Origin of the sequence: Salmonella sp. SAL04162 (assembly GCF_046551535.1) — a bacterium.
GTDB classification, from domain to species: Bacteria; Pseudomonadota; Gammaproteobacteria; order Enterobacterales; family Enterobacteriaceae; genus Salmonella; species Salmonella enterica.
This window is the reverse complement of record NZ_JBGDVX010000008.1, coordinates 126,832-152,795: the sequence shown is the minus strand read 5'-3', so window position 1 is coordinate 152,795 and position 25,964 is coordinate 126,832. Positions and strand designations below refer to the sequence as shown.

Below are 25,964 nucleotides of genomic sequence, written 5' to 3'. Positions count from 1 at the left end.
CGGCTTTTAATTATTTATTCACTTACTTGGTACCAAAAATCTTATCGCCGGCATCGCCAAGCCCCGGAATAATGTATCCGTGCTCGTTAAGCCCCTGATCGATAGAGGCGGTGTACAGTTCAACGTCCGGGTGCGCTTTTTCCAGCGCCGCAATGCCTTCCGGCGCGGCGACCAGCACCAGCACCTTAATGCTGCTACAGCCTGCTTTTTTCAGCAGGTCGATGGTCGCGATGACAGAACCGCCAGTCGCCAGCATCGGGTCGACGATCAGCGCCATGCGCTCATCAATGTTCGATACCAGTTTCTGGAAATAAGGTACTGGCTCAAGCGTCTCTTCGTTACGGTACATCCCGACTACGCTGATACGCGCGCTCGGTACATTTTCCAGAACGCCTTCCATCATGCCCAGGCCCGCGCGCAGAATCGGCACAACGGTAATTTTTTTACCTTTGATCTGGTCGATTTCCACCGGGCCATTCCAGCCTTCGATGGTGACTTTTTCCGTTTCCAGGTCGGCTGTCGCTTCATACGTCAGCAGGCTGCCTACTTCTGAGGCGAGTTCACGAAAGCGTTTAGTGCTAATGTCGTTTTCACGCATCAGACCCAGCTTGTGTTTGACGAGTGGGTGTTTGACTTCCACGATCTTCATACTCTTCTCCTATCCTCAGATGACTGGCAACCACAAAAAAAATCGCCGGATTATACCGCTTTTCCTCTCTGGCGCAACACAATGTATGCTTGACCTGGATCAACCAAAAGCGCTGATAGCGGAAAAGTGAGTATAAATCACTCACGTTGAAACAGGCGATAAAGGCTAACAACCGTTTGAATCTTAGCAATTTTAAGGATGAATGGCCTGTCCAGACCACCTGTCGTAAACCAAGTGCTGGATATCCTTTTCTTTTTTACCAACAGAGAAATTTTCAAGCAGCGACCGAAACCATGCCAAAAAAATCGCCCGGATATCCAGGGCGCAGACCACGCTCGCAAACGTTTGCTTTCCCTGTTAGAATTGCGCCGAATTTAACTTTTACCGCAAGAAAAAACGTGGGGAACCAGGCAGTGACCGATAAGACCTCTCTTAGCTATAAAGATGCCGGCGTCGATATTGATGCGGGTAACGCTCTGGTTGATCGAATCAAAGGCGTAGTGAAGAAAACTCGCCGCCCGGAGGTTATGGGCGGTCTGGGCGGTTTCGGTGCGCTGTGCGCGTTGCCGCAAAAATATCGTGAACCGGTACTGGTTTCCGGCACTGACGGCGTAGGCACCAAACTTCGCCTGGCGATGGACTTAAAGCGTCACGACGCTATCGGTATTGATCTGGTGGCGATGTGCGTAAACGATCTGGTCGTTCAGGGCGCGGAACCGCTGTTTTTCCTCGATTACTATGCCACGGGTAAACTGGATGTCGATACCGCCGCCAGCGTGATCAACGGTATTGCCGAAGGCTGCCTGCAATCCGGCTGCGCGCTGGTTGGCGGCGAGACGGCGGAAATGCCGGGCATGTATCACGGCGAAGATTACGATGTGGCGGGTTTCTGCGTCGGCGTAGTCGAAAAATCAGAAATCATCGACGGCTCCCGGGTTGCCGAAGGCGACGTGCTGATTGCGCTCGGCTCCAGCGGCCCGCACTCGAATGGATATTCGCTGGTGCGGAAAATTATTGACGTTAGCGGCTGCGACCCACAAACCACTCTGCTGGAAGGGAAGCCGCTGGCCGATCATCTGCTTGAACCGACCCGTATCTACGTAAAATCGGTTCTGGAACTGATTGAAAACGTCGATGTACACGCTATCGCCCACCTCACCGGCGGCGGCTTTTGGGAAAATATTCCGCGCGTTCTGCCGGAGAATACCCAGGCGGTAATTAATGAGTCGTCATGGCAGTGGCCCGCCATCTTTACCTGGCTGCAAACCGCCGGTAATGTCAGCCGACATGAAATGTACCGTACCTTTAACTGCGGCGTCGGCATGGTGATTGCGCTCTCCGCTCCGGAAGCGGACAAAGCGCTTGCTCTGCTAAACGAGAAAGGTGAAAACGCATGGAAAATCGGTATCATCAAAGCCTCTGATTCCGAACAGCGTGTGGTTATTGAATAATGAATATTGTGGTGCTGATTTCCGGCAATGGAAGCAATTTACAGGCGATTATCGATGCCTGCGAAGCGAAGAAAATTAAAGGCACCCTCAGGGCAGTATTCAGCAATAAGGCCGACGCGTTCGGCCTTGAACGCGCCAGAGAAGCCGGCATTCCGGCGCAAGCGCTGACTGCCGATCGGTTTGACAGCCGCGACGCCTTCGATCGCGAGTTGATTCGCAAGATAGACGCGTATGCGCCCGATGTGGTCGTGCTGGCCGGTTTTATGCGTATTCTGAGTCCGATGTTTGTCGCGCATTACTACGGGCGTCTGCTGAACATTCACCCTTCCCTGCTGCCAAAATATCCGGGGTTGCATACCCATCGCCAGGCGCTGGAAAACGGCGATGAGGAGCACGGTACCTCGGTGCATTTCGTGACAGACGAACTCGACGGCGGCCCGGTCATTCTCCAGGCGAAGGTGCCGGTTTTTGCCGACGACAGCGAAGATGATATCACCGCACGCGTACAAACTCAGGAACATGCGATTTATCCGCTGGTGATTGGCTGGTTTGCGCAGGGGCGTCTAAAGATGCGCGATAACGCCGCCTGGCTGGACGGGCGTCGTCTGCCGCCGCAAGGTTATGCGTCTGACGAATAATACGTCATCGGACAGGACTGCGTCTGCTTGCCGGATGGCGGCATAAATGCCTATCCGGCCTACTCTTTTCCCTTCCTTTATGCTATCAGTTTATTGTCATATTTTTCTGGCGCAGTTGGACATTAACGCGTAATGCTCGCCATAATCATCAGGCAGTGTCCCGTGAATAAAACGGAGTATAGGTAGTAATGGGTCAGGAAAAGCTATATATCGAGAAAGAACTGAGCTGGTTAGCATTTAACGAACGCGTGTTACAGGAAGCAGCGGATAAATCCAACCCGTTGATTGAGCGGATGCGGTTCCTGGGAATCTATTCTAATAACCTCGACGAGTTCTACAAAGTGCGTTTCGCTGAATTGAAACGACGCATTATTATCAGCGAAGAACAGGGTTCAAATTCTCATTCACGCCATTTGTTAGGCAAAATTCAGTCCCGCGTGTTGAAAGCAGACCAGGAGTTCGACGGCCTGTACAACGAATTACTGCTGGAAATGGCGCGTAATCAAATCTTTCTGATCAACGAGCGTCAGCTCTCGGTGAACCAACAAAGCTGGTTGCGCCACTATTTTAAGCACTATTTGCGCCAGCATATTACCCCGATTCTCATTAACCGGGAGACGGATCTTGTTCAGTTTTTAAAAGATGATTACACCTATCTGGCGGTGGAGATTATCCGCGGCGATACCATCAACTATGCGCTGCTGGAGATACCGTCCGACAAAGTCCCACGCTTCGTTAATCTGCCGCCGGAGACACCGCGCAGACGCAAGCCGATGATCCTTCTGGATAATATTCTGCGCTACTGCCTGGATGACATTTTTAAAGGGTTCTTCGACTATGACGCGCTTAATGCCTATTCGATGAAAATGACCCGCGATGCCGAATATGACCTGGTGCATGAGATGGAATCCAGTCTGATGGAGCTGATGTCTTCCAGCCTGAAGCAGCGCCTGACCGCTGAACCTGTGCGCTTTGTCTATCAACGCGATATGCCCGCCGCGCTGGTCGACGTGCTGCGGGAAAAACTGACGATCTCCCGGTATGACTCAATCGTACCCGGCGGGCGCTACCACAATTTTAAAGACTTTATTAATTTTCCGAATGTCGGTAAAGCCAACCTGGTCAATAAACCGTTACCGCGGTTACGCCATCTTTGGTTTGATAAAGAGAAGTTTCGTAACGGTTTTGACGCGATTCGTGAACGTGATGTGCTGCTCTATTATCCTTATCACACCTTTGAACATGTACTGGAACTGCTACGCCAGGCGTCGTTTGACCCAAGCGTGCTGGCGATCAAAATCAATATTTATCGCGTAGCGAAAGACTCGCGCATTATTGACTCGATGATCCATGCCGCCCATAACGGCAAAAAAGTCACCGTGGTGGTGGAGTTGCAGGCGCGCTTCGATGAAGAGGCGAATATTCACTGGGCCAAGCGGTTAACCGAAGCGGGCGTCCATGTTATTTTCTCTGCGCCCGGGCTGAAAATTCACGCCAAACTCTTCCTCATCTCACGAAAAGAGGGCGATGACGTGGTGCGTTATGCGCATATCGGCACCGGTAACTTCAACGAAAAAACAGCGCGGCTGTATACCGATTATTCGCTGCTGACCGCCGATGCGCGCATTACCAATGAAGTGCGTCGGGTCTTTAATTTTATTGAAAACCCCTATCGCCCGGTCACTTTCGATTATTTGATGGTTTCTCCACAAAACTCACGGCGTCTGCTGTATGAGATGATCGATCGTGAAATCGCCAATGCCCAGCAAGGCTTACCGTCAGGGATTACGTTAAAGCTTAACAACCTGGTCGATAAAGGGTTGGTCGACAGGCTATACGCCGCGTCGGGTTCGGGCGTCCAGGTCAATCTGCTGGTGCGCGGTATGTGTTCTCTTATTCCGCAGCTGGAAGGCATTAGCGATAATATTCGCGCGATTAGCATCGTGGATCGCTATCTGGAACACGATCGGGTTTATATTTTCGAAAACGGCGGTGATAAGCAAGTTTGGCTCTCTTCAGCTGACTGGATGACGCGTAATATTGACTACCGTATCGAAGTCGCTACGCCTATCCTCGACCCGCGGCTTAAACAACGCGTCCTGGATATCATTGACATTCTGTTTAGCGACACGGTAAAAGCGCGTTTTATCGATAAAGAACTCAGCAACCGCTACGTGCCGCGCGGCAATCGCCGTAAAGTTCAGGCGCAGCTGGCAATTTATGACTACATCAAATCACTCGAGCAACCAGACTAACGCTATGCCAATTTACGATAAATCCCCTCGCCCGCAGGAGTTCGCTGCGGTCGATCTCGGCTCAAACAGCTTTCATATGGTCATTGCCCGCGTGGTTGACGGCGCAATGCAGATTATCGGGCGCTTAAAACAGCGCGTCCATCTGGCGGACGGGCTGGGCGCGGATAACAAACTCAGCGAAGAAGCCATGGAACGGGGGCTTAGCTGTCTGTCGCTGTTTGCTGAACGCTTACAAGGTTTCTCCCCTTCCAGCGTCTGTATCGTAGGCACCCATACGTTACGTCAGGCGCAAAATGCCGCTGATTTTCTCAAACGCGCGGAAAAGGTTATTCCCTACCCGATAGAGATTATTTCCGGTAACGAAGAAGCGCGCCTGATTTTTATGGGCGTAGAACATACGCAGCCGGAAAAAGGCCGCAAGCTGGTGATCGATATCGGCGGCGGGTCAACAGAGCTGGTCATTGGCGAAAACTTCGAACCCAAGCTGGTTGAAAGCCGTCGTATGGGCTGCGTGAGCTTCGCGCAGCTCTACTTTCCCGGCGGCGTTATCAATAAAGAAAACTTCCAGCGCGCCCGAATGGCGGCGGCGCAAAAACTGGAAACCTTAACCTGGCAGTATCGTATTCAGGGTTGGAACGTGGCGATGGGCGCTTCCGGTACGATTAAGGCCGCTCATGAAGTTCTCCTGGCGCTGGGTGAGAAAGATGGCTTCATTACGCCGGAGCGCCTCGATAAACTGAAGTCAGAAGTGTTGAAGCACCGCTCCTTTAATGCGCTCAGCCTGCCGGGTCTGTCTGAAGAACGAAAAGCGGTCTTTGTGCCGGGCCTGGCGATTCTGTGCGGCGTTTTTGATGCTCTGGCTATCCGCGAGCTTCGCCTTTCCGACGGCGCGTTGCGCGAAGGCGTGCTGTATGAAATGGAAGGCCGCTTCCGCCATCAGGATGTTCGCAGCCGTACCGCAAAAAGTCTGGCCAATCAATACAACATTGACAGAGAACAGGCCAGACGCGTGCTGGAAACCACCATGCAAATGTACGAGCAGTGGCAAGCCCAGCAGCCAAAACTGGCGCATCCGCAGCTTGAAGCGTTGCTCCGCTGGGCGGCAATGCTGCATGAGGTTGGACTGAATATTAATCACAGCGGTTTACATCGCCATTCGGCTTATATTCTGCAACACAGCGATTTGCCCGGCTTTAATCAGGAGCAGCAAATGATGATGGCGACGCTGGTGCGTTATCATCGTAAAGCCATAAAACTGGATGATATGCCCCGCTTTACGCTGTTTAAGAAAAAACAGTATCTGCCGTTAATTCAGCTACTTCGGCTGGGCGTATTACTGAACAACCAGCGGCAGGCGACCACCACGCCGCCGACGCTGCGGCTAACGACCGATGACAGCCACTGGACGTTATGTTTTCCGCATGACTGGTTCAGCCAGAATGCGCTGGTACTGCTTGATCTGGAAAAAGAACAGCAGTACTGGGAAGCGGTAACTGGCTGGCGTCTCAATATTGAGGAAGAAAGCTCGCCGGAGATCGCCGCGTAAATTGTGGATCAGACGCCGCGCCGCGGCGTCTGCCTTTACTGAATCTCAGATAATAGCTGCGGCTCGCCAATTAAATATCCCTGAAGATAGTCGATCCCCAACGACAGCACGACGCTTCGTATTTCTTCGCTCTCGACATACTCCGCGACGACCTGCATTTTTTTCATTCGCGCTAAATGACAAATAGAAGCCACGATCTGATAATCGAGACTGTTTGACACTATATTGCGAATAAAACTGCCGTCAATTTTAAGAATATCGGCGTTAACGTTTTTCAGCCGCGCATAGCTGGCGTAGCCTGTACCGAAATCATCAATCGCTATCTGACAGCCAAACTGCTGTAGCTGTCCCAGCGTCAACTGCGCCTGCTCAGCATTGGTGAGAGAGTTGCTTTCCGTTACCTCAAAAACCAGTTGCCAGGGTTCAACCTGATATTGCGTAAGCAACTGCTTAACTTCTGCAGGAAAACGGGCGCGGCATACCGATGTTGGCGACAGATTAATGGCAAAACGATGCGCGGGCATATATTCCCGGCTGGCCGCCATAAACCGCAGCGTGTTTTCAATCACCCAGAGATCGATAGCGGAAGACAAACCAAACTCATGCGCCACGGGTAAAAAATTGTCCGGGTTGATAACGTCGCCGTTGTCATCCCTGAGTCGCAGTAAAATTTCATGGTAAACGTCCCCGCGAACACCGAAAATAGGCTGCGCCATCAGGAAAAAATGATCGTGCTCCAACGCCTGTTGCAGGCGATTCATCATCGCAATTCTGCCCTTCAAATCGCGCTGCAGGTGCATTGCGCCGCGCCGCTGTAAATCCTCCGGCGCGTTAGTCGTCAACGAAAGATCGGAACTGGTGCTTAATTCGCCCAACAGCAGATAAAGGTGGCTAACCGGAGAACGCACGCAGCAGTAGCTCACGCCGACAGGCGGCTGTAGCGGCAGTCCATCCCAGATAAACCGAAACTGCTTAATATGTTTATCCAGCGCTTCAATACGCTGCTGATGCGCCTCTGTATTAAGACGCAGCACCAGGTCGTGCCCTGACATCTGGTAGACACACTCATTTGAGGCCAGCATCGGCGTAATCCAGTGAGAGAGCTTTTGCTTATACTGGATGCGTAGCATGACGCCATAATTTTTACCCAATAGCTCCAGGCCCGGCACGTGTAAAAAACAGATCGTAGACCAGGGCGCATTTTGGAGCGCGCGGTTTAACGCACGTAAATTGGGAAGATGTACCACCGGGTCAAGATAGGCCAGCCGCCGTGCGCGACTACTCACTACGCGCTGGCGCGTGGCCAGCACAGACATATAATTAACAATAAAAGAAAAAACCAGATAGCTCGAAGAGGTAATCGCTAATTGCGTATCATAACCTGAATACCAGGGCATATAACGCTGATAATAATGAATTGACGTAATTAGCACGACGGCCCAGATAATTGAAATAAACTTATAGCCATAGCGCATCGCGCCCCACAGCATGACCGGCAATAATAACGAAAGCGTATAGTTGGTACTAAATATTGAACTATTATCAGTCAATGGCATACACAGTATAAACATTAGTGTAGTCAATACGGCCAGCCAAATAACGATCTCTTTTTTAGTGACCTTGCTATCAATCTGTAGCTTTAATTGCTGATAATACCCGCGCAGGTGCAGCGGATTGCGGAGAGTACGAATAATAAAATAGCACAATGGCACGCCGATAAGGTTACCGACCAGTAACGCCTGGTAATTAATCAGCGTGTTGATATTAAAGGGCATTACCCCCATCAGGCTGGCTTTACTTTCGTACATGCCAACAAAAGCGGCAAACTGGTAGATGACCAGAAATAATGTTGCTGAACAAAATACCTGCCAGAACATTCGTTGAAACAACAGGTGGGCGTCGCCGTGGGAAACATTATTTCGCCGGGGGGAAAAGACACGATAACCGCCCCAACTTAGCACGATAGTAATGATAAAGTGCATCGTCACAGAAAGGGTTTCATACAGCCCTGTCTGCGGGTATCTGCGCCAGAAGATAGCAAGCACAATACCCGGCAGTGCTGCCCAGCCGAAAAAGAGCATCAGACTAAGCATAAAAGCTAACGGCAGGTAAAAAAGAACCACATTTCCAGTGCTGGTAAGCGCATAAGTATTTGCGCTACTTAAAACAGGTAGTAAAATCGAAGGGAGAATGAGCGGTAGTCCCCACCATTTATCTCTGATATTTATATAAGTTTTATTTAGTTTCATAGATGCTCAGCAGAACCCCCCAATCCCAAAGGGGCGTTAACAGACAGGCATCCCACCTGACTTTAAATTGATGATGCGATATACATCACACGATAGTCATCGATTGTAATTATTAAACAAAAGTAACATTTGATTTAAGTCAATTATTACCCTTCTCCTGCAACCTTTATTCACCTTTTTATTCTTTGTTATCATTAATTTATTATTAATGTAAATACTAAAATTATCTTCCATAACAATATAAGATAAATCAACTGACGCAATTTTACATTAAGAGGAATTGACCATCGGTTCGCAGTATGCCTTAATGTAGAGTGAACGCAGGCTTGTTACGTTCTTCGCCTTGATAATACCCTTGAAGAACCCAGCCTGATCCCGCCCATATCGCTGGGCCAACGTTAAGGAACCCTTTGTGAGTCAGGCCAACAGTATGCGAAAACGACATCGATTTAACACTCGCATGACCCGTATCGTACTGCTTATCAGTTTTCTCTTCTTCTTTGGACGTTTCGTCTACTCTTCTATCGGCGCCTGGCAGCACCATCAGGATAAAAAAGAAGCGCAACAGTCATCGCTTTCTGTCACCACGCCGGGACAACGTTAAGCTGTTATCCGTTGGCGATATTATCGTCACAGGCTTACTGTGTTATCCAGAACTCTGTTTTCCCTTCCCTGGCTTAGCATGAACCGATAAAAACAAAGCATCGTACTATCTAATGCTTTGTTTTTTAGTCTAAAAAAACAATCAACTACAAGAAACGATAGTTTACTTTTTTTAAGATTAGTCTTAAATACATTCCTTTTTGCGTTATTACCTAAACAAGGAATTGTGATGAATTTTAAAAAAAATGCTTTGCCTCTGGTTTTGTTTGCCTCTTTTTCTCTTGCCGGATGCCAGTCCAATGCGGATGACTATGCCGCAGATGTTTACCAAACCGGGCAGTTAAACGCGAAGCAAGAAACAAAGACCGTCAATATTATCTCTGTTTTGCCAGCGAAAGTTGCCGTAGATAACACCGCCAATAAAAAAACCGCTCAGACCTTCGGCGCAATTCTTGGGGCTGTAGCGGGCGGCGTTACTGGTCATAACGTGGGTTCAGGTAGCGGTTTGGGTACTACTGCCGGCGCGGTTGGCGGCGGAGCCGTTGGCGCAGCGGCGGGTTCATTAGTTAAAGATAAAACGTTAGTTGAAGCTGTATCTTTGACTTACAAAGAAGGAACGAAGGTTTATACCTCCACCCAGGTTGGAAAAACGTGCCAATTTACCACCGGTCTGGCGATGGTGATATCGACCAAAGATAACGAAACGCGAATTCAACCCAATACGAAATGTCCTGAGAAAAGCTAACTATCGGGAGATTTTATGAAGAAAGTTATTTTAGCCACTGTTTTATTCACCCTAAGCGGCTCGGTTTTATCTTCTTCTTTGCAGGATCAGCTTGCGGCGGTAGCCCAGGCTGAACAGCAAGGAAAAAATGAAGAAAACAGACAACGTGATGCTCTGCAAGCCAAACGAGATCAAGAGGCTCAACAGGAAAGACAAAGGCAAGCCAATGCGGCCGCGGTTGCTAAGCAGCGAGCAAAAGCGGCAGAAGCTGAACGGAAAGCACGGCAAGCAAAATTGGCAGCGGAAGCCGCGCAAGATAAAGCGCGCGATCAAAGCTACGAAGATGAGCTTCGTCGTTTAGAAATTCAGAAACAAAAACTGGCGCTGGCCAAGGAAGAGGCCCGGGTAAAAAGAGAAAATGAATTCATCGATCAAGAGCTGAAAAGTAAAGCTGCCCAGACAGATGTTATTCAATCTCATGCTGATGCAAACAGAAATCTATCTGAAGGCGGTCGCGATCTGCTGCAAAGCGAAGGTAAAGCCCGTGAGGAAAAGGCAAGCGGCTGGTTTAACTGATTTTGCTAATCATTTGTGTATTAGCTCAGATTTGACCTGACACAACTATGGCACAGACCTAAACCTAATCTGACAGGCAGGTCTGTGCCAGCAACATGACCGGTTTGCCATTCATCACGATAAGCCGTCCCTGCTGGTTATAGCGGGTCACAGGAACGATTTTTAGCGGCTCATTCACATCCGCCTTTGTGAAGTTGCGTAAGGTATTTCGAATACGTAACACCCGTTCTTCCGGCGTAGTGAGGCCAAATTTCGCCTGCAGCATCACAATCGGTTGATGGAAGATATAAACCGTACGGGCTCGCTCTGCGTCGGTGGGTTCCTGACGGGGTTCTGCGGCAAGAGAATAAAACGAGATAATCGATAACATCGTCGAGATAATTGCGAGCACAAGCTTATTCATACCCACCACCGAGTAATGTGAAATTATCATTATTATTCAAGCAACCAGCCGAGCGGCAGATCTTGTATTTTCTGAGCATAGACCAGTAGTTCACATCTGCAATATCTTGCAATCTACGAAACCGTCATTGCTCAAAGCCCGTATTGACGCCATCCAACGCCGCGCCGAAAAAAACGCATGATATAACCAAATGATGCATACGCAATAATTTCAGTAACTTATAAATAACCAATTATAAAGATTACATTTTTGCAGATTTGACTATTCTTAAATGGGTTCCCTTTTTGATGTCAGATCACCCCCACAATTACTACTCTGGAAGCCATTTTTACCTCTGATTATTCGTCCTACTCACTCAGGAAAGGTTTATGAAAGTTAAAGTCATCACCAGCGCGGTTTTGCTGGCACTTATGGTGTCTCAGCCCGCAACTGCAGTCGACGCCCCACAATCGCCGCTAATGAAACAACTCAATAATGGCAACTGGCTTCCTCAGGAAGAAGCACAGTCGCTCAGCGATGAACTTTACTATCAGGACGCGATCCAGGCCTATATTCAGACGTTGCCGCTGTTGAACACTATTGGCCTGCGCGATGGTTCAGAGGCGGCATTTGGCAAAGGCTATAATGTCCTGCCTATCTGGAAAGAGCGGATGGACAGCCGCGCCGTGGTGCCAACGCCGAACGGTGACGTTATCTATTCAATGAGCTACCTGGATCTGAAAGAAACCGGTCCGCTGGTCATCAAAGCGCCACCGAACGTGATTGGCATGTTTACCGACTTCTTCCAGAAAACCATTACCGATGTGGGCGCTATTGGTCCGGATCGTGCCCGTGGCGGGCTGTACCTGTTGTTGCCCCCGGACTACGACGGGCCGGTGCCTCAGGGGTACTACGCGTTTAAATCCTCGACCTACAATGTGTTCCTGTTCTTCAGAACCATTATGGGCAAAGGTGACGGGAAGCCTGATCCGGTTCCGGCGGTGAAAAGCGCGGAAACAACGCGCGTCTATCCGCTGTGGGATGTTGAAAAAGAAGTCAAACCGATGCAGTTCCCGGACGCCAGCGGTAAGCGTGTCAATATGATGTACCCGACCGACGCCAGCTACTGGCAGAAACTGAAAACCTTCGTGGACTATGAGCCGTTGACGGCAATCCCGGAAGAAACACGCAGCGCGTTACTGAGCATTGGGATGGTGAAAGGCAAACCGTTCACCCCAACGGCGAAGCAGCAAGAGATGCTGAAAAAAGCCGTCGAGACCGCACCACGCATGATCCTTGCGCGTCGCCAGGTGGGCCGGGACGATCAACGCCAGTTGTATTACAAGGACCGCCAGTGGGAAAACTCATGGGCGGGAGCAACAGCGGAGTGGATGCAGTACGGCACGCTTGATGCCAATCAGCGCGCGGCATTTTTCCAGATTGCCTATTCCAGCGCCGCGGCAATGGTGATGCACACCACGGGGGCGGGGTCTAAGTATCCATATGCGGTCAAGGATAATACCGGCAAATTCCTGGATGGTGGCAATACCTACAAACTCCATCTGCCGCCAAACCCGCCAGCGGCGCTGTTCTGGGCGGTCACCGCTTATAACATCACCGACGGTACCATGCCGGAAACTGACCAGTTACTGCCGTCGACCAATGGCTATTACAACATACCCAAGAACAAAGATGGTTCTATCGACCTGTGGTTTGGGCCGAATAAACCAGAAGGCGTCGCCGACAGCGCGTTTATTAAAACCGTTTCTGGCCGTAATTTCCTCGTGGCATTACGACTTTATGGTACCGAAGACGGTTTCTATGACCAGACCTGGGTGCCGGACGATCTGGTTCAGACCAATAAATAACAGTGAGACATAAGATGAAAATGAAACACCTGGCGATGTTGACTGCTCTGACGCTCAGCGCCGGAGCCTTTGCCCAGAACGCACCGCTGACGATCCCGCATCCGACCAAGTTTGATGAGCTGAAGCAACCGTCACCGGATGTCACGATGCCGGAGAGCTATGTGAAGGCCATTGCACAGCAGGCCTACCTCTGGGGCTGGCCGATGGTGAACCAGTTCAACCGCCGTGAAACCATCACCAAAGCGCCATACCCGGCGCTTAACGGTGGGATGGTTCCGGTCGCGCCGATGGGCCAGCTCAGCATGCTCACCGACTACATCAAACCGGAAGAGACCTTCGTTACCTGCCCGAACCAGGACGTAGCCTACGGACTTGGCTTCTTTGAGCTGGATAAAGAGCCTGTCGTTATCCAGGTGCCGGATTTTGGCGACCGATTCTGGGTTTATGCCATCTATGATGCCCGTACCGATCAGATTGGTAATGTGGGTAAACCCTATGGAACGAAGCCAGGTTTCTATTTGCTCGTGGGTCCCAACTGGAAAGGTGAAACGCCAAAAGGCTTTAACGGCGTAATTCAGTCTTCGACAGAAATGGCGAACGTCATTCCCCGTATTCAGATGGATGATACGCCGGAAGATCGCAAGGCGATTCAGGCGCCCATCAAAGAAGTGATGACTTATCCGTTGAGTCAATTTGATGGCAAGATGAAATCCTATGAGTACTCCAAAATCCCGGCGATCGGTGATAAACCGGATGCCAGCGCCGGAGAAACGCCTTGGGTCGTTCCGGAAAAATTCTTTGACCAGTTCGCTAACGTGCTGGAAAAAGTACCGCCACTTCCGGGTGAAGAGGCCCTGTATGCGCAGTTCCGCCATCTGGTAGACGCTGGCAAGAAAAACCCGGAAATCCGTAAATGGATGGATGCCGCCGCTGTCGAGACGGACAAAACCGTCATCGCGGATTTCTTTAAATGGAAGAACAACGGTGTGCCTGCAGGCAACGGCTGGAACCGTTCAAAAAATAACGCCGAGTTTGGTGTGGATTACTACAACCGTACCGGTACGTCCAAATCCAATATGTTCGACAACAAGCCGGACGAAACGCAGTATTTCTACACCGACAATGATGCCACAGGTAAGCAGCTTTCAGGTGAGCATGACTACACGGTAACCTTCCCGAAAGGCGGGCTTCCGCCGGTGAAGGGCTTCTGGTCACTTACGCTCTACAACAGCAAGCATCTGTTCAGCCCAAATGAACTGAACCGTTATTCGCTGGGGACGAAAAATAAAAACCTGAAGTATAACGAAGACGGTTCACTGACCCTCTACGTGAGCAAAAAGCGCCCTTCTGAGGATAAAGTGAATAACTGGCTGCCGGCACCTGACGGCAACCTGTCACTCTATATCCGAGCATATTGGGGGGAACAACCAATTCTGGATGGTACCTGGCAGCCGCCAAAAATTGAAACGGTTAAATAAGCCGCCTATAGCCCTCTGTTTATGACAGGGGGCTTTTTTCCTCCTTCCGTTTAGCGCACATAAGGAACAACCATACTTAAATCTCCCACATTAATCTCCCACATTGCAGGAGAGTTGAGTATGAACACGTCACCGTGGAACAAAGACCGTATCATCGGCCAAAAAAGGTCACTTCAGATATCTCATATCTGGGGGATCCGAATCCGGCTTGAACAGGAAGGTAAAACGCGTGATTTAGCTCTGTTCAATATGGCCCTGGACAGTAAACTACCAGGCTGTGATCTGGTCAAACTCAAAGTATCTGATGTTGCATATGGTGGCTCTGTTTCAAAAACCGGTAGCCCTGTGCAATTTGAAATAACCAAAGGGACAAGAGAAGCTGTTGCTGCTTTGATAGATGCCTGGCAATTTTCATAGCAAAGACTTCTTGTTTCGGTCTCGAGCCGGAACTAATCAGCACATATCAACCCGGCAATACAACCGAATTTTTCATGGATGGGTAGAAAAGCCTGGTCTCGAAGCTTCGCTTTACAGCACACATTCCATGAGAAGAACAAAACCTCACCTGATCTACAAGAAAACCAAGAGTCTCTGGGTGATCCAACTACTGTGGGCCATAAGAAACGGGAAAGCGCTGTCCGTTATTTGGGCATTGAAGCCGATGATGCGTTAGAAATCCCTGAATCAATTGAAGTATAGGGTCGTCAGGGCTGCAACAGCAGCTCTGTGCAGAAGCCGACCTTTCTAAAGCAATTCTGTGTCAACAAAGTGGTTGAAGATCAGCGAATTAGTTCATCACAGGGATATTATGATAGATTGTTTGTCAGTTAGAAAGCAGCCTAACCAAACAACCAGGGAAAGGAGAGTAATCGGTATGACGATTTTAGTGACGGTGCAGGCTCAGCTCATTACTGGAGAAGCGCAGATAATAAAAAGCCAGGCTCCTGAGGGGATGCTGGCCGCCGTATTTGAAGATGACGGCCAGACCGGGTATTTCTACGCGCTCGATGAATCCGTTGAAGGAAACCCGATTCAGGATGCAGTGCATATCTACAATGTCGAGGATATTTCAGACGGTCACATTCCTTCTGACGTTAAAATCGGCTGGTCAGAAGACAGTCAGAAGTGCGTGCTCCTTATCAACGGATATCCGCATGGAGCCTTCGATTTCGTGGGGAAAAATGGGTACTGCAGAAGCGGATTTCCTCCCCCAATAAACAAGGTATGGTCTGTGTCCGGCCATGAGTGGAGCGATTCGGTAGATGACTTTTTCCGGTGAGTTATGGTGGGCTTAACGCCTGCCGTTATTTTCTACCCATATTGATAATGTCACTCTGAAAGGAGCGGACAGTTTCATGGGCTCTCAGGAGATAAACTATGTACTCCGAATGACTATATTTCGCTCGAAGCCGACTGTCAGATTTGATTGTGTGCTGCCAGTAAAACCCGCTATTGTGTCGATGTAGTGCTTTACCGTCAGGAGCTGTGCACTACACAGAAAACTCATCTATGCACATAAACAAAAACCCTCTGCAAAAACAGAGGGTTAAATTCACTTTCACCTGTTCATGAAAACACAGGAAGGGTTATCGGCTTATTCCCACTCAATGGTAGCCGGTGGTTTACCGCTGATGTCATACACCACACGGGAAATCCCGTTGACTTCATTGATGATACGGTTGGAAACACGACCGAGGAAGTCATACGGCAGATGTGCCCAGTGCGCGGTCATAAAGTCGATGGTTTCGACGGCACGCAGAGAGACCACCCAATCGTACTTACGACCATCGCCCATGACGCCTACGGAACGGACCGGCAGGAAGACGGTGAACGCCTGACTAACTTTGTCGTACAGATCCGCTTTGCGCAGTTCTTCAATGAAGATAGCGTCCGCACGGCGCAGCAGGTCGCAGTACTCTTTCTTCACTTCACCCAGTACGCGCACGCCGAGGCCCGGCCCCGGGAACGGATGGCGATACAGCATGTCATACGGCAGGCCCAGCTCCAGACCAATCTTACGCACTTCGTCTTTGAACAGCTCTTTCAGCGGTTCAACCAGCCCCATCTTCATCTCTTTCGGCAGGCCGCCGACATTGTGGTGAGATTTGATGACGTGCGCTTTACCGGTTGCAGACGCCGCAGATTCGATAACGTCAGGGTAGATGGTGCCCTGCGCCAGCCATTTCACGTCTTCCAGTTTCAGCGCTTCTTCATCGAACACTTCCACAAAAACGCGACCGATGATCTTACGCTTGGCTTCCGGATCGTTCTCACCAGCCAACGCGGACAGGAAACGCTCTTCTGCCGGTACGTGAACGATATTCAGGCCAAAATGGTCGCCAAACATGTCCATCACCTGCTCGGCTTCGTTGAGGCGCAGCAGGCCGTTATCGACGAATACACAGGTCAGATTTTTACCGATCGCGCGGTGCAGCAGCATTGCGGTGACGGAGGAATCCACGCCGCCGGAGAGACCGAGGATTACTTTGTCGTCGCCCACCTGCTCGCGGATGCGGGCTACAGCGTCGTCGATGATCTTCGCCGGCGTCCACAGGGCTTCACACTGGCAGATATCGCGTACAAAACGCTCCAGCATACGCATACCCTGGCGGGTATGGGTCACTTCCGGGTGGAACTGTACGCCGTAGAAGCGTTTTTCTTCGTTGGCCATAATGGCGAACGGGCAGCTTTCGGTGCTGGCGACGGTCACGAAGTCGGACGGAATCGCCGTCACTTTATCGCCGTGGCTCATCCACACGTCCAGCAGCGGTTTGCCGTCGGCGGTCAGGGAATCTTCAATACCGCGAACCAGCGCGCTGTCGGTCAATACTTCGACCTGCGCGTAACCAAATTCACGCTCATTAGAACCTTCTACATGACCACCAAGCTGCATCGCCATAGTCTGCATCCCGTAGCAGACGCCAAATACCGGCACGCCTGCTTCAAAGACATACTGCGGCGCGCGCGGGCTGTTTTCTTCGGTGGTGCTTTCCGGGCCGCCGGAAAGAATAATGCCGCTTGGGTTGAAGTCACGAATTTGCGCTTCTGTCACATCCCACGCCCACAGTTCGCAGTAAACGCCCAGCTCACGCACGCGGCGCGCAACCAGTTGAGTGTACTGAGAACCGAAGTCCAGAATGAGGATGCGATGCTTATGAATGTTTTCCGTCATTGACGCTTATTCCGAGGCAAGTGAAACAGATTAAATAAATCGCCCGACATGAAGTCGGGCGAAGAGAATCAGGAGCCCAGACGGTAGTTCGGGGACTCTTTGGTGATGGTCACGTCGTGAACGTGGCTTTCCTGGATACCCGCACCGCTGATACGCACAAACTCCGCTTTAGTACGCAGTTCGTCGATGGTAGCACAACCGGTCAGTCCCATACAGGAGCGCAGGCCGCCCATCTGCTGGTGAATGATCTCTTTCAGGCGACCTTTATAGGCTACGCGGCCTTCGATACCTTCCGGCACCAGTTTGTCGGCAGCGTTATCGCTCTGGAAGTAACGATCAGAAGAGCCTTTGGACATCGCGCCCAGCGAGCCCATCCCACGGTATGATTTGTACGAACGGCCCTGGTAGAGTTCGATTTCGCCCGGGGATTCTTCGGTACCGGCCAGCATAGAGCCCACCATGACAGCGCTCGCGCCTGCGGCGATGGCTTTGGCGATATCGCCGGAGAAACGGATACCGCCGTCAGCGATAACCGGAATCCCGGTGCCTTCCAGCGCTTCCACCGCGTCAGAAACAGCGGTGATTTGCGGAACGCCCACGCCAGTCACGATACGAGTGGTACAGATGGAACCCGGGCCGATACCCACTTTCACCGCGCTGCAACCGGCTTCCGCCAGTGCGCGAGCGCCTGCGCCCGTCGCGACGTTGCCGCCGATGATTTGCAGGTCAGGATATTTAGCTCGCGTCTCACGGATACGTTGCAACACGCCTTCAGAGTGACCGTGAGAGGAGTCGATCAGCAGTACGTCAACGCCTGCCGCCACCAGCGCGTCAACGCGCTCTTCGTTGCCCGCGCCTGCGCCGACCGCCGCGCCGACACGTAAACGGCCCTGCTCATCTTTACAGGAGTTTGGTTTACGTTCCGCTTTCTGGAAATCTTTTACGGTAATCATGCCAAGCAGATGGAAGTTATCATCAACGACCAGCGCTTTTTCTACGCGTTTTTCGTGCATTTTTGCCAGCACGACTTCACGGGCTTCGCCTTCACGAACGGTCACCAGACGCTCTTTCGGTGTCATGTAGACACTCACCGGCTGGTTCAGGTCAGTCACAAAACGCACGTCACGACCGGTGATGATACCCACCAGCTCGTTATCTTCAGTCACCACCGGATAGCCCGCGAAGCCATTACGCTCGGTCAGAGCTTTCACTTCATGCAACGTGGTGGTTGGCAGGACGGTCTGCGGGTCGGTCACTACGCCGGACTCGTGTTTCTTCACGCGGCGAACTTCTTCCGCCTGGCGCTCGATGGACATGTTTTTGTGGATAAAACCAATGCCGCCTTCCTGAGCCAGGGCAATTGCCAGGCGCGCTTCCGTCACGGTGTCCATCGCCGCAGAAAGCATAGGAATATTCAGACGAATAGTTTTCGTCAACTGCGTGCTGAGATCGGCAGTATTCGGCAAAACGGTGGAGTGAGCGGGAACAAGGAGGACGTCGTCAAACGTCAGGGCTTCTTTAGCGATACGTAGCATGGGCAATATCTCACCTGGGAGGTTAATAAATATTGCCGCGGCATTATACAGAACGTAATCGGTTGCATCTACATTTTTTTGCAAATAGTGCTTGCGATCCCCCGTGAGCAGGTTACTATCGATTGAATAACCTGCTGATTTAGAATTTGATCCCGCTCACATGTTATCCTCTCAAACTTCCTCAATTTTTACCGTAAGCCGCCTTAACCAGACGGTTCGTCTGCTGTTAGAACAGGAGATGGGACAGGTATGGATCAGCGGCGAGATTTCTAATTTCACACAGCCTGCGTCGGGCCACTGGTACTTTACGCTCAAAGACGATACCGCTCAGGTGCGCTGTGCGATGTTCCGTAACAGCAACCGCCGGGTGACGTTCCGCCCGCAGCACGGGCAGCAGGTGCTGGTACGCGCCAATATTACGCTGTACGAGCCGCGCGGCGATTATCAAATCATCGCCGAAAGTATGCAGCCCGCGGGCGAAGGCTTGTTGCAGCAGAAATATGAGCAGCTAAAAGCCAAACTGCAGGCCGAAGGGTTGTTCGATCAGCAGCATAAACAACCGTTGCCCTCCCCGGCCCACTGCGTGGGGGTGATCACCTCGAAAACCGGCGCGGCACTGCACGATATTCTCCACGTGCTAAAGCGTCGTGACCCATCCCTGCCCGTTATTATCTACCCGACTGCGGTCCAGGGCGACGACGCGCCGGGGCAGATTGTTCGTGCTATCGAACTGGCGAACACGCGGGGCGAGTGTGATGTACTGATCGTCGGACGCGGCGGCGGTTCGCTGGAAGATTTGTGGAGTTTTAACGACGAACGCGTGGCGCGGGCGATTTTTGCCAGCCGCATTCCGGTAGTCAGCGCCGTCGGTCACGAAACGGACGTCACGATAGCTGATTTTGTCGCCGACCTGCGCGCGCCGACGCCATCAGCAGCGGCAGAAATTGTCAGCCGTAACCAGCAGGAGTTGTTGCGTCAGATCCAGTCCGCCCAGCAGCGTCTGGGCATGGCGATGGACTACTACCTCGCTAACCGTAGCCGCCGTTTCACGCAGATTTTTCACCGTCTGCAACAGCAACATCCGCAACTGCGTCTGGCCCGTCAGCAAACCGCCCTGGAACGTCTACGCCAACGGATGGGATTTGCGCTTGAGGCCAGGATTAAGCAGGCCACTCAGCGCCAACAGCGCGTAAGTCAACGCCTGAGCCAGCAAAATCCGCAGCCGCGAATTCACCGCGCGCAGTCGCGCATCCAACAGCTGGAGTATCGTCTGACGGAGAATATCCGCTCACGGTTAAGCGAACAGCGCGAACGCTTTGGCAACGCGGTCACGCATCTGGAGGCGGTCAGCCCGTTAGCCACGCTGGCGCGCGGCTATACGGTTTCGACGACAACGGACGGCAAGGTGCTGAAAAAGATCAAACAGGTCAAAGCAGGCGATATCATGACCACGAGACTGGAGGACGGCTGGCTTGAAAGTGAAGTCAAATCCGTCACGCCGGGCACGTAATCCAACACTCCCCCACCCTTTGCAGCGCGATGTTGGGTTTCGACTTCGCCTCAGCCAACCTACGCGCCACATTGGATAAGGTGTAGCCATAATCTGACGATCAACCGGTTTGTCATTCGCCTCAAAACCGGGCAGAGAATACCTGCCCGGTTTTGTCACTAACTTACCAGTTATAGCGCAGATTGAGGCTACCGTTCAGATCGCCAAAATCATTGCTGCCAGTCTGCCCGGCAACCTGAGCGCGAACGCTCCACTGCTTATCGATATCTGCCTGCAGACCTACTTTCAGCTCCGCACGGTTAGCCGGAAGATCCTGTTTCACCGTAGCATCATCAAACGATACCGACACATCATCGCTGGTGTGCAGCCAGTTAGCTTCAGCAAACGGCTGGATAACCGTACGACTGCCCTTGTACAGCTTGCCGTCAACTCGCAGACCCAGGCGCGTTGTCCAACTGTCACTATCCTGACCGTCGATCCGGGTGCCGTAGTTATCCTTCACGCTATCCGCTGAGTAATTCTGCCAGACAACCTGCGCCTGCGGCGTCAGACTGACAGTATTGCCGTTACTCAGCGCAATATCGTAGCGATAACCGGTTTCCAGCGAGACAGCGTTAGCGGTTGAATCGTAAGATTCAGAACCCGCATCACCGCTCTCTACGCTGTTGTTGTAGAAACCATATTGGTACCAGCTGTCGACATACGCGCCGCTATGCGTTTGGGCATCGGCAAACCAGGTGGCATAGACGCCAAGGTTGTAGCCGTCTACGTTGCTGCTGCTGGTGAACTGGCTACCGTCCGCGCCACGGTTACCGGTGCTGTCGGTATCGGCGTTGATGTAGCTCGCCATGACGCCAACGGTAACGCTCTGCTGGCCGTTGCCCCAGGCCAGAATGTCGCCGCCTAACTGGAACTGGGAGTAGTTGCTGTCCATATCGATATTGCCGCTGACAGCCTCGGATTCCGCTTTACCCGCTTTGAAGCGCGCCCATACGCTACCATCGGCGTTACGATACTGGCTACCCTCGCGGTCATAGAGGGTCTGCATTTGCAGGTTGCGCGCCATCCACTGGTTGCCCATGTACGCGCCGATATCCGCACGGTACTGCGGTGCGACATCGCCGCCATCGTCCGGAGGCGTGACATTACCGCCATTGTCGCCGTCGTCCGAAGGCGTGACATCACTGTCATCATCTGGAGGAGTGACATCACCGCCGCTGTCATCATCAGACTGTGCTTTTGACGCCAGATACCAGTCGTTGTCACTTTCATTCCAGTACAGACGGTAGGTATACAGACTGGCGTTAACTTCATTTTTTAACACAAACGCATCGCTTGTCGATGTGCCGCCAACATCCACCACTTCGATACCGTTAGTGGTCTGCGCCCCATTGCCGATGCCGTTGATGTACAGATCGGTGGTGCCGGAGGCATCGCCGGTAATGACCAACTTATCGGTCGCCGAATCATCATCGCCCAGGACGGTATTCAGGTAAAGCGAGCCGCCGTTGCCGGTGTAATCGCCATCGACATAAAGCGTATTGCCAGGCGTGCTGGAGGAGCTGCCGCTGGCGAGCGTCCCCATGTTGATCAGAGCGCCATTGAGGGTGAGGATGGCGCCAGTTTCCTCGCTGTCGCCGAAGACCAGCGTCCCTTCGTTGGTCACCTTACCGTTAACGGTCGTACCGTTGCTGCCGCCGAAGGTCGCCCCGGAGGCGACGTTCACCGCCTGCTGGCTGCCCATTTCGCCAATCGTACCGTCCCCGGACAGCCACAGTGTGCCTTCCTGTACGTTGGTATCGCCGCTATAGGTATTCGCGCCGCTCAGCGTCAGTTTACCCGCGCCCAGTTTGGTCAGCGATTTACCGTCCCAGTCGCCGTTGCCGGTTTTATCGCCCAGTACGCTGGTGACTTCAAAACTGTCGCCTGCGCCCAGGGTAAACGTGCCGTGTGCTGGCGTCGCTGACGTGGCGGTCGCATTCCAGCTCAGCCCTTCGGTAAGCAGATATTCTGACGCATCTTCAGGATTGATTGCCCCGGTTACGGTCAGATAGTCCGGCTTGTCAGTAAGGTTCATCGTCAGGCTGGTAAAGTCGCCGCTGATATCGCTGTCCATATCCATCAGTTTAAAGGACTGGAACTCCGCGTCGGAGGCGCGCGCTTGCAGGCTGGCGTCGCTGACGACCAGATCGCCGCCAAGCGTGGCGCTGCCGCCGGTAATCAGCGGTTGCACCGAGTCACTATTCAGCTCAACGTTCAGCGTACTGCCATCTTGCTGAATTAACGCGCTGTCGCCGAGATCCAACGAGGTGCCGAGCGCCAGTTGGGTCGTCGCGCCGCTATGAGTGGTGATGCCGCCCACCGCGCTGACTTCACCATCTGCGTCCAGCACCAGCGTGGCGTTATTGTCGACCAGGCCGGTGCCCAGCGCCGTCGTACTGGCGGCGACCAACGTACCTTTATTGATGGTGGTGCCGCCGCTGTAGTCGTTGTCGCCGGAGAGGATCAGCGTGCCTGCGTCTTCTTTGGTCAGCGATTTACCGTCCCATGTGCTATTCGGATCAAGCGTGTCGTCAACGTCTGTCAGATTAGCCGCAACGTTAAAGCTGCCGTCAGGGTCGCTAAGGGTAAAGGTACCGTGAGCGTCGGTAGAAGCGTTGTCTCTGTCCGCATACCAGGAGAGGGAGGCCGTCAGATCATAGTGGGTGTTGTCTGCTTCGTCGACTTTTCCGTCGATAGTCAGGAAGTCAACATCTTCTCTATTCATTCCCGCGACGGTCAGATTGTCGAAATCGCTGGTAATGGCGCTGTCGCTGTCAATCAGCGTGTAGGTGTATGCCTCAGGCGTCCAGCTGTCTGTAACGCTGCCGATGCCGGTGACGTTCAGCGTGCCGCCCAGCGTGACGCTGTCGGCGGTAATGGCGCTTTCACCGTTGGCCTTACTGAGGTCAATATTCAGCGTACTATCGGCTTGCTGAGTCAGCGAGTCGACGTTGAGCGTCGTACCTTTGGCCAGCTCAGTCGTTGCTCCAGACTGGGTTGTGACATTCGCAAGGTTGAATTCGCCCTCCGCGTCCAGCTTCAGCGTACCCGCGTTATCGACATCACCGCCGCCCAGCGCGTTAACGTTGGCGGCAATCAGCACACCATCGTCAATAGTGGTGCCGCCGGAGTAAGTGTTGTCGCCGCTTAACATCAGCTCGCCCGTACCGGTTTTCACCAGCGAGCCGCTGCCAGAAAGCGTATTTTCCAGCTCGCCTTCGCCGACCTGAAGCACGCCGCTGTTGGCAATAACGCCAGTGCCCAGTGAATCCGCATGGTCAGCCGTCAGCGTACCGCCGGTTATGGTGGTGCCGCCGCTGTAAGTGTTATCGCCGGTCACGATCAGCTCATCGTTACCGGTTTTGACAATTTGGCCCCCGCCGGTCACGTTGTTATCCAGCGTGCCCTGGCTCAGCGCAAGCGTTGCGCTTTCTGCAATCGTCACATCGCCAGTGCCGAGCGAGGCGGCGTCTTTGGCGGTCAGAATGCCGCCGTCAATTTCAGTGTCGCCGTAGTCGTTGCCAGTGTTGCTGAGGATCAGCGTGCCGTCGCCCTGTTTGGTTAGCTTGCTGCCATCCCAGTTGGAGGTCGCCGTGGTTTCGTCCAGTTCGCTGGTGACGGTAAAGGTACTGCCTGCATCAACGGTAAAAGTGCCATGCGCAGCGCGCGTAGAATTTGCGCCCGCGTACCAACTCAAGCCCGTAGACAACTCGTAGTTGGTATTATCATTCGCATCAACGCCCGCGTTGATCGTAAGGTAATCCGGCATAGCAGAGATGTCGGCATCCAGCGTTACGCTGTCAAAATCGGTAGTGATCGCAGTTTGCGAATCAATCAGCGTGAACGATCCTAAGTGTTCGTCGGTTTCGGGCGCGACAAAGGTGGCCGTTGAGCTAAGGTTCAGCATCCCGTCCAACGTGACGTTGGCGGCTTTGATAATTGGCGAGCTGTTGGCGGTATCCAGCGTCGCGTTTATCTGGCTGCCGTTCTGCAAGGTCAGGGTATTGTCCACCGTCAGCAGCGTACCTGTCGAACCGCTCGCGTTGCCCAGCGTAATGCCGCCGTCGTTGGTCAGGTTGCCGACGGTTGACGGGTCGGTCATGTTCCACTGGCTGGTTTCGTCAAGCGTCAATGAACTGTTCAGGCCGTTGACGCTCCCTTGCAGTGAGGATTTTTCGGCCAGCGACAAGGACGATACTGTGCTCCCCGCGTCAATGTTGCCATTCAGCGTTGTGTTGTTGGCCTCTACGGTTGCCGCATTATCCAGTTTAATAGCCGTTGGGCCAGTCAATGTGCTGTCGGTTAATGTAATGGGCTTTTCTATCACCGTGTTTTTATCAACGTGCAGCGCGGCGGCGTCGTCTGAGGTCACGTCCGCATTGTTGACCGTCAGCCCGGAGTTATTGCTGTAAAAACTGCTGCCCCCCGTGGTCATCAAAATGCCATCGCCTTTGGCGATGATGGTGGCGCCGTCAATGTTGACGGAAGATTTGGCGCTTTTAATGCCTATATCTTTGGAGTTGATGACCATCGAACTTTTATTATCGCCGGAAATAGTCACCGTTGAGGCATTACCAGCCTCAATGGCTGCGCCTTTGGCATTATCGTGCATGACGGTAGAGTTCGTAATATCAAGAACGCCCTTGTTGGACGCGATAACAGTACTGTCTGTACCCGTGGAACTCACTGTACTATCGCTCACATTCAGGAAAGCGTTGCCTGTTGTGCTGCCAACCACGCGCAGTTGTCCCCTCGTGAGCGTGATTTCACTCCCGTCCGTGATGTTCAGCGTGCTGCCTTCTTGCGAAACTACATCGCTGCCGGTTTCCGCTGTTGCTGTTACCTTGATGTCGCTCAATGTCGCTTGCGACTCGCCGCTGAGCGTCATGATGCCATAATTGCCTCCGGCCAGGAGAGTCCCTCCCGTTAGCATTATGCTGCTCTGTCCTGATAGCTCGATACCCATAGCATATTCTCCCGACGTCGTGATTACCGCGTCGGTAAGATTAAGCATCGCGCCGTTAGTAAGCTTAACCGCCGTGGCGGCTGCATGGCTGCTACCGTCCGGGAGGAGAGCGCCGCCGCCGTCCGTTTCAATCACAACGCCCGTGCCTGTGCCTGAGGTTGGCTGCCATCCCCCCTTATATGTTCCAAATGTGTTTATACTCTTCCTGTAGTTGATTTGGCAGCTTCTGGTGTAGCCTGTAACCCCCCTGGGATTAAAAGCCCGTGACTAAGCAAACCGCGCATCAGGAGTCGCCTTATCCACAAGCCCGCATTGTTGAC

The 25,964-nt window shown here is 52.3% G+C and carries 17 protein-coding genes and 2 pseudogenes; 12 read left to right on the top strand and 7 right to left on the bottom strand.

Features of this window, described 5'->3' with window-relative positions; all coding sequences use genetic code 11:
- Positions 1 to 22: 22 nt before the first annotated feature.
- Entirely contained in the window at positions 23 to 649 is a 627-nt protein-coding gene (upp, locus tag ACLJRH_RS17090) for a uracil phosphoribosyltransferase (RefSeq protein WP_000706208.1), read from the bottom strand.
- Between the two features lie 413 nt (positions 650 to 1,062).
- On the opposite strand from upp, the gene purM reads away from it, so the two are divergent.
- The 4 genes from purM (at position 1,063) to ppx (ending at position 6,539) form a co-directional block, all read left to right on the top strand.
- Positions 1,063 to 2,100, top strand: coding sequence for a phosphoribosylformylglycinamidine cyclo-ligase (gene purM / locus ACLJRH_RS17085; RefSeq protein WP_000130477.1), 1,038 nt, complete (start codon positions 1,063 to 1,065; stop codon positions 2,098 to 2,100).
- Positions 2,100 to 2,738: a phosphoribosylglycinamide formyltransferase gene (purN, locus tag ACLJRH_RS17080; protein ID WP_001028588.1), complete on the top strand. Its 639-nt coding sequence runs from the start codon at positions 2,100 to 2,102 to the stop codon at positions 2,736 to 2,738. Before purM ends, purN begins: the two co-directional genes overlap by 1 nt.
- A gap of 188 nt (positions 2,739 to 2,926) precedes the next feature.
- Positions 2,927 to 4,993 carry a polyphosphate kinase 1 gene (ppk1, locus tag ACLJRH_RS17075; protein WP_000529555.1) on the top strand — a complete coding sequence of 689 codons (2,067 nt, stop codon included), beginning with the start codon at positions 2,927 to 2,929 and terminating at the stop codon, positions 4,991 to 4,993.
- Positions 4,994 to 4,997: 4 nt separating this feature from the next.
- The gene (ppx, locus tag ACLJRH_RS17070; RefSeq protein ID WP_001123324.1) at positions 4,998 to 6,539 is read left to right on the top strand and encodes an exopolyphosphatase; all 1,542 of its coding nucleotides are present in this window, start codon (positions 4,998 to 5,000) and stop codon (positions 6,537 to 6,539) included.
- A 35-nt stretch (positions 6,540 to 6,574) separates the two neighbouring features.
- On the opposite strand, the gene ACLJRH_RS17065 is transcribed toward ppx, so the two are convergent.
- Together ACLJRH_RS17065 and ACLJRH_RS17060 are read right to left on the bottom strand one after the other, a co-directional pair.
- Complete coding sequence (locus ACLJRH_RS17065) at positions 6,575 to 8,788, bottom strand: sensor domain-containing phosphodiesterase (RefSeq protein WP_000773652.1); 2,214 nt, start codon at positions 8,786 to 8,788, stop codon at positions 6,575 to 6,577.
- Positions 8,789 to 8,884: 96 nt separating this feature from the next.
- Positions 8,885 to 9,022 carry a hypothetical protein gene (locus tag ACLJRH_RS17060; protein ID WP_001640907.1) on the bottom strand — a complete coding sequence of 46 codons (138 nt, stop codon included), beginning with the start codon at positions 9,020 to 9,022 and terminating at the stop codon, positions 8,885 to 8,887.
- A 178-nt stretch (positions 9,023 to 9,200) separates the two neighbouring features.
- Here ACLJRH_RS17060 and ACLJRH_RS17055 point away from each other — a divergent pair, with 178 nt between their 5' ends.
- From ACLJRH_RS17055 to ACLJRH_RS17045, 3 genes are all read left to right on the top strand, one after another.
- A complete protein-coding gene (locus ACLJRH_RS17055; protein WP_000075924.1) occupies positions 9,201 to 9,392 on the top strand; it encodes a YfgG family protein in 192 nt (63 codons plus the stop codon).
- A 228-nt stretch (positions 9,393 to 9,620) separates the two neighbouring features.
- Positions 9,621 to 10,136, top strand: coding sequence for a glycine zipper 2TM domain-containing protein (locus tag ACLJRH_RS17050; protein WP_001009636.1), 516 nt, complete (start codon positions 9,621 to 9,623; stop codon positions 10,134 to 10,136).
- Between the two features lie 15 nt (positions 10,137 to 10,151).
- Positions 10,152 to 10,691 (top strand): DUF5384 family protein, encoded by a 540-nt coding sequence (locus tag ACLJRH_RS17045; protein ID WP_023136451.1) that lies wholly within the window; start codon positions 10,152 to 10,154, stop codon positions 10,689 to 10,691.
- 67 nt (positions 10,692 to 10,758) lie between these two features.
- On the opposite strand, the pseudogene ACLJRH_RS17040 reads toward ACLJRH_RS17045, so the two are convergent.
- A pseudogene (locus ACLJRH_RS17040) lies at positions 10,759 to 11,094 on the bottom strand (ATPase); the annotation flags it as partial.
- A gap of 368 nt (positions 11,095 to 11,462) precedes the next feature.
- Here ACLJRH_RS17040 and ACLJRH_RS17035 point away from each other — a divergent pair.
- From ACLJRH_RS17035 to ACLJRH_RS17020, 4 genes and pseudogenes are all read left to right on the top strand, one after another.
- Positions 11,463 to 12,941, top strand: a complete 1,479-nt coding sequence (locus ACLJRH_RS17035; protein ID WP_023136453.1) for a DUF1254 domain-containing protein — start codon at positions 11,463 to 11,465, stop codon at positions 12,939 to 12,941.
- 14 nt (positions 12,942 to 12,955) lie between these two features.
- Complete coding sequence (locus tag ACLJRH_RS17030; protein ID WP_023136454.1) at positions 12,956 to 14,419, top strand: DUF1254 domain-containing protein; 1,464 nt, start codon at positions 12,956 to 12,958, stop codon at positions 14,417 to 14,419.
- Between the two features lie 120 nt (positions 14,420 to 14,539).
- A pseudogene (locus tag ACLJRH_RS17025) lies at positions 14,540 to 15,118 on the top strand (tyrosine-type recombinase/integrase).
- Positions 15,119 to 15,293: 175 nt separating this feature from the next.
- Entirely contained in the window at positions 15,294 to 15,698 is a 405-nt protein-coding gene (locus ACLJRH_RS17020; RefSeq protein WP_000154266.1) for a DUF2251 domain-containing protein, read from the top strand.
- A gap of 315 nt (positions 15,699 to 16,013) precedes the next feature.
- Here the strand turns inward: ACLJRH_RS17020 and guaA are convergent, their stop codons facing one another.
- Complete coding sequence (gene guaA, locus ACLJRH_RS17015; RefSeq protein WP_000138296.1) at positions 16,014 to 17,591, bottom strand: glutamine-hydrolyzing GMP synthase; 1,578 nt, start codon at positions 17,589 to 17,591, stop codon at positions 16,014 to 16,016.
- A 68-nt stretch (positions 17,592 to 17,659) separates the two neighbouring features.
- Complete coding sequence (gene guaB, locus ACLJRH_RS17010) at positions 17,660 to 19,126, bottom strand: IMP dehydrogenase (protein WP_000944174.1); 1,467 nt, start codon at positions 19,124 to 19,126, stop codon at positions 17,660 to 17,662.
- 160 nt (positions 19,127 to 19,286) lie between these two features.
- Here guaB and xseA point away from each other — a divergent pair, with 160 nt between their 5' ends.
- The gene (gene xseA / locus ACLJRH_RS17005; RefSeq protein WP_000953173.1) at positions 19,287 to 20,636 is read left to right on the top strand and encodes an exodeoxyribonuclease VII large subunit; all 1,350 of its coding nucleotides are present in this window, start codon (positions 19,287 to 19,289) and stop codon (positions 20,634 to 20,636) included.
- Between the two features lie 163 nt (positions 20,637 to 20,799).
- Here xseA and shdA read toward each other — a convergent pair whose 3' ends face one another.
- Positions 20,800 to 25,860, bottom strand: coding sequence for a fibronectin-binding autotransporter adhesin ShdA (gene shdA / locus ACLJRH_RS17000; protein ID WP_410958099.1), 5,061 nt, complete (start codon positions 25,858 to 25,860; stop codon positions 20,800 to 20,802).
- Positions 25,861 to 25,964: the final 104 nt, after the last annotated feature.

Coding starts and splice junctions, on each gene's coding strand:
- ACLJRH_RS17045 (WP_023136451.1), top strand. CDS start 10,152: ATGAAGAAAGTTATTTTAGCCACTGTTTTATTCACCCTAAGCGGCTCG.
- ACLJRH_RS17065 (WP_000773652.1), bottom strand. CDS start 8,788: ATGAAACTAAATAAAACTTATATAAATATCAGAGATAAATGGTGGGGA.
- xseA (WP_000953173.1), top strand. CDS start 19,287: ATGTTATCCTCTCAAACTTCCTCAATTTTTACCGTAAGCCGCCTTAAC.
- ppx (WP_001123324.1), top strand. CDS start 4,998: ATGCCAATTTACGATAAATCCCCTCGCCCGCAGGAGTTCGCTGCGGTC.
- ACLJRH_RS17020 (WP_000154266.1), top strand. CDS start 15,294: ATGACGATTTTAGTGACGGTGCAGGCTCAGCTCATTACTGGAGAAGCG.
- ppk1 (WP_000529555.1), top strand. CDS start 2,927: ATGGGTCAGGAAAAGCTATATATCGAGAAAGAACTGAGCTGGTTAGCA.
- ACLJRH_RS17030 (WP_023136454.1), top strand. CDS start 12,956: ATGAAAATGAAACACCTGGCGATGTTGACTGCTCTGACGCTCAGCGCC.
- upp (WP_000706208.1), bottom strand. CDS start 649: ATGAAGATCGTGGAAGTCAAACACCCACTCGTCAAACACAAGCTGGGT.
- guaA (WP_000138296.1), bottom strand. CDS start 17,591: ATGACGGAAAACATTCATAAGCATCGCATCCTCATTCTGGACTTCGGT.
- ACLJRH_RS17035 (WP_023136453.1), top strand. CDS start 11,463: ATGAAAGTTAAAGTCATCACCAGCGCGGTTTTGCTGGCACTTATGGTG.
- ACLJRH_RS17050 (WP_001009636.1), top strand. CDS start 9,621: ATGAATTTTAAAAAAAATGCTTTGCCTCTGGTTTTGTTTGCCTCTTTT.
- ACLJRH_RS17060 (WP_001640907.1), bottom strand. CDS start 9,022: ATGGAAGATAATTTTAGTATTTACATTAATAATAAATTAATGATAACA.
- purN (WP_001028588.1), top strand. CDS start 2,100: ATGAATATTGTGGTGCTGATTTCCGGCAATGGAAGCAATTTACAGGCG.
- guaB (WP_000944174.1), bottom strand. CDS start 19,126: ATGCTACGTATCGCTAAAGAAGCCCTGACGTTTGACGACGTCCTCCTT.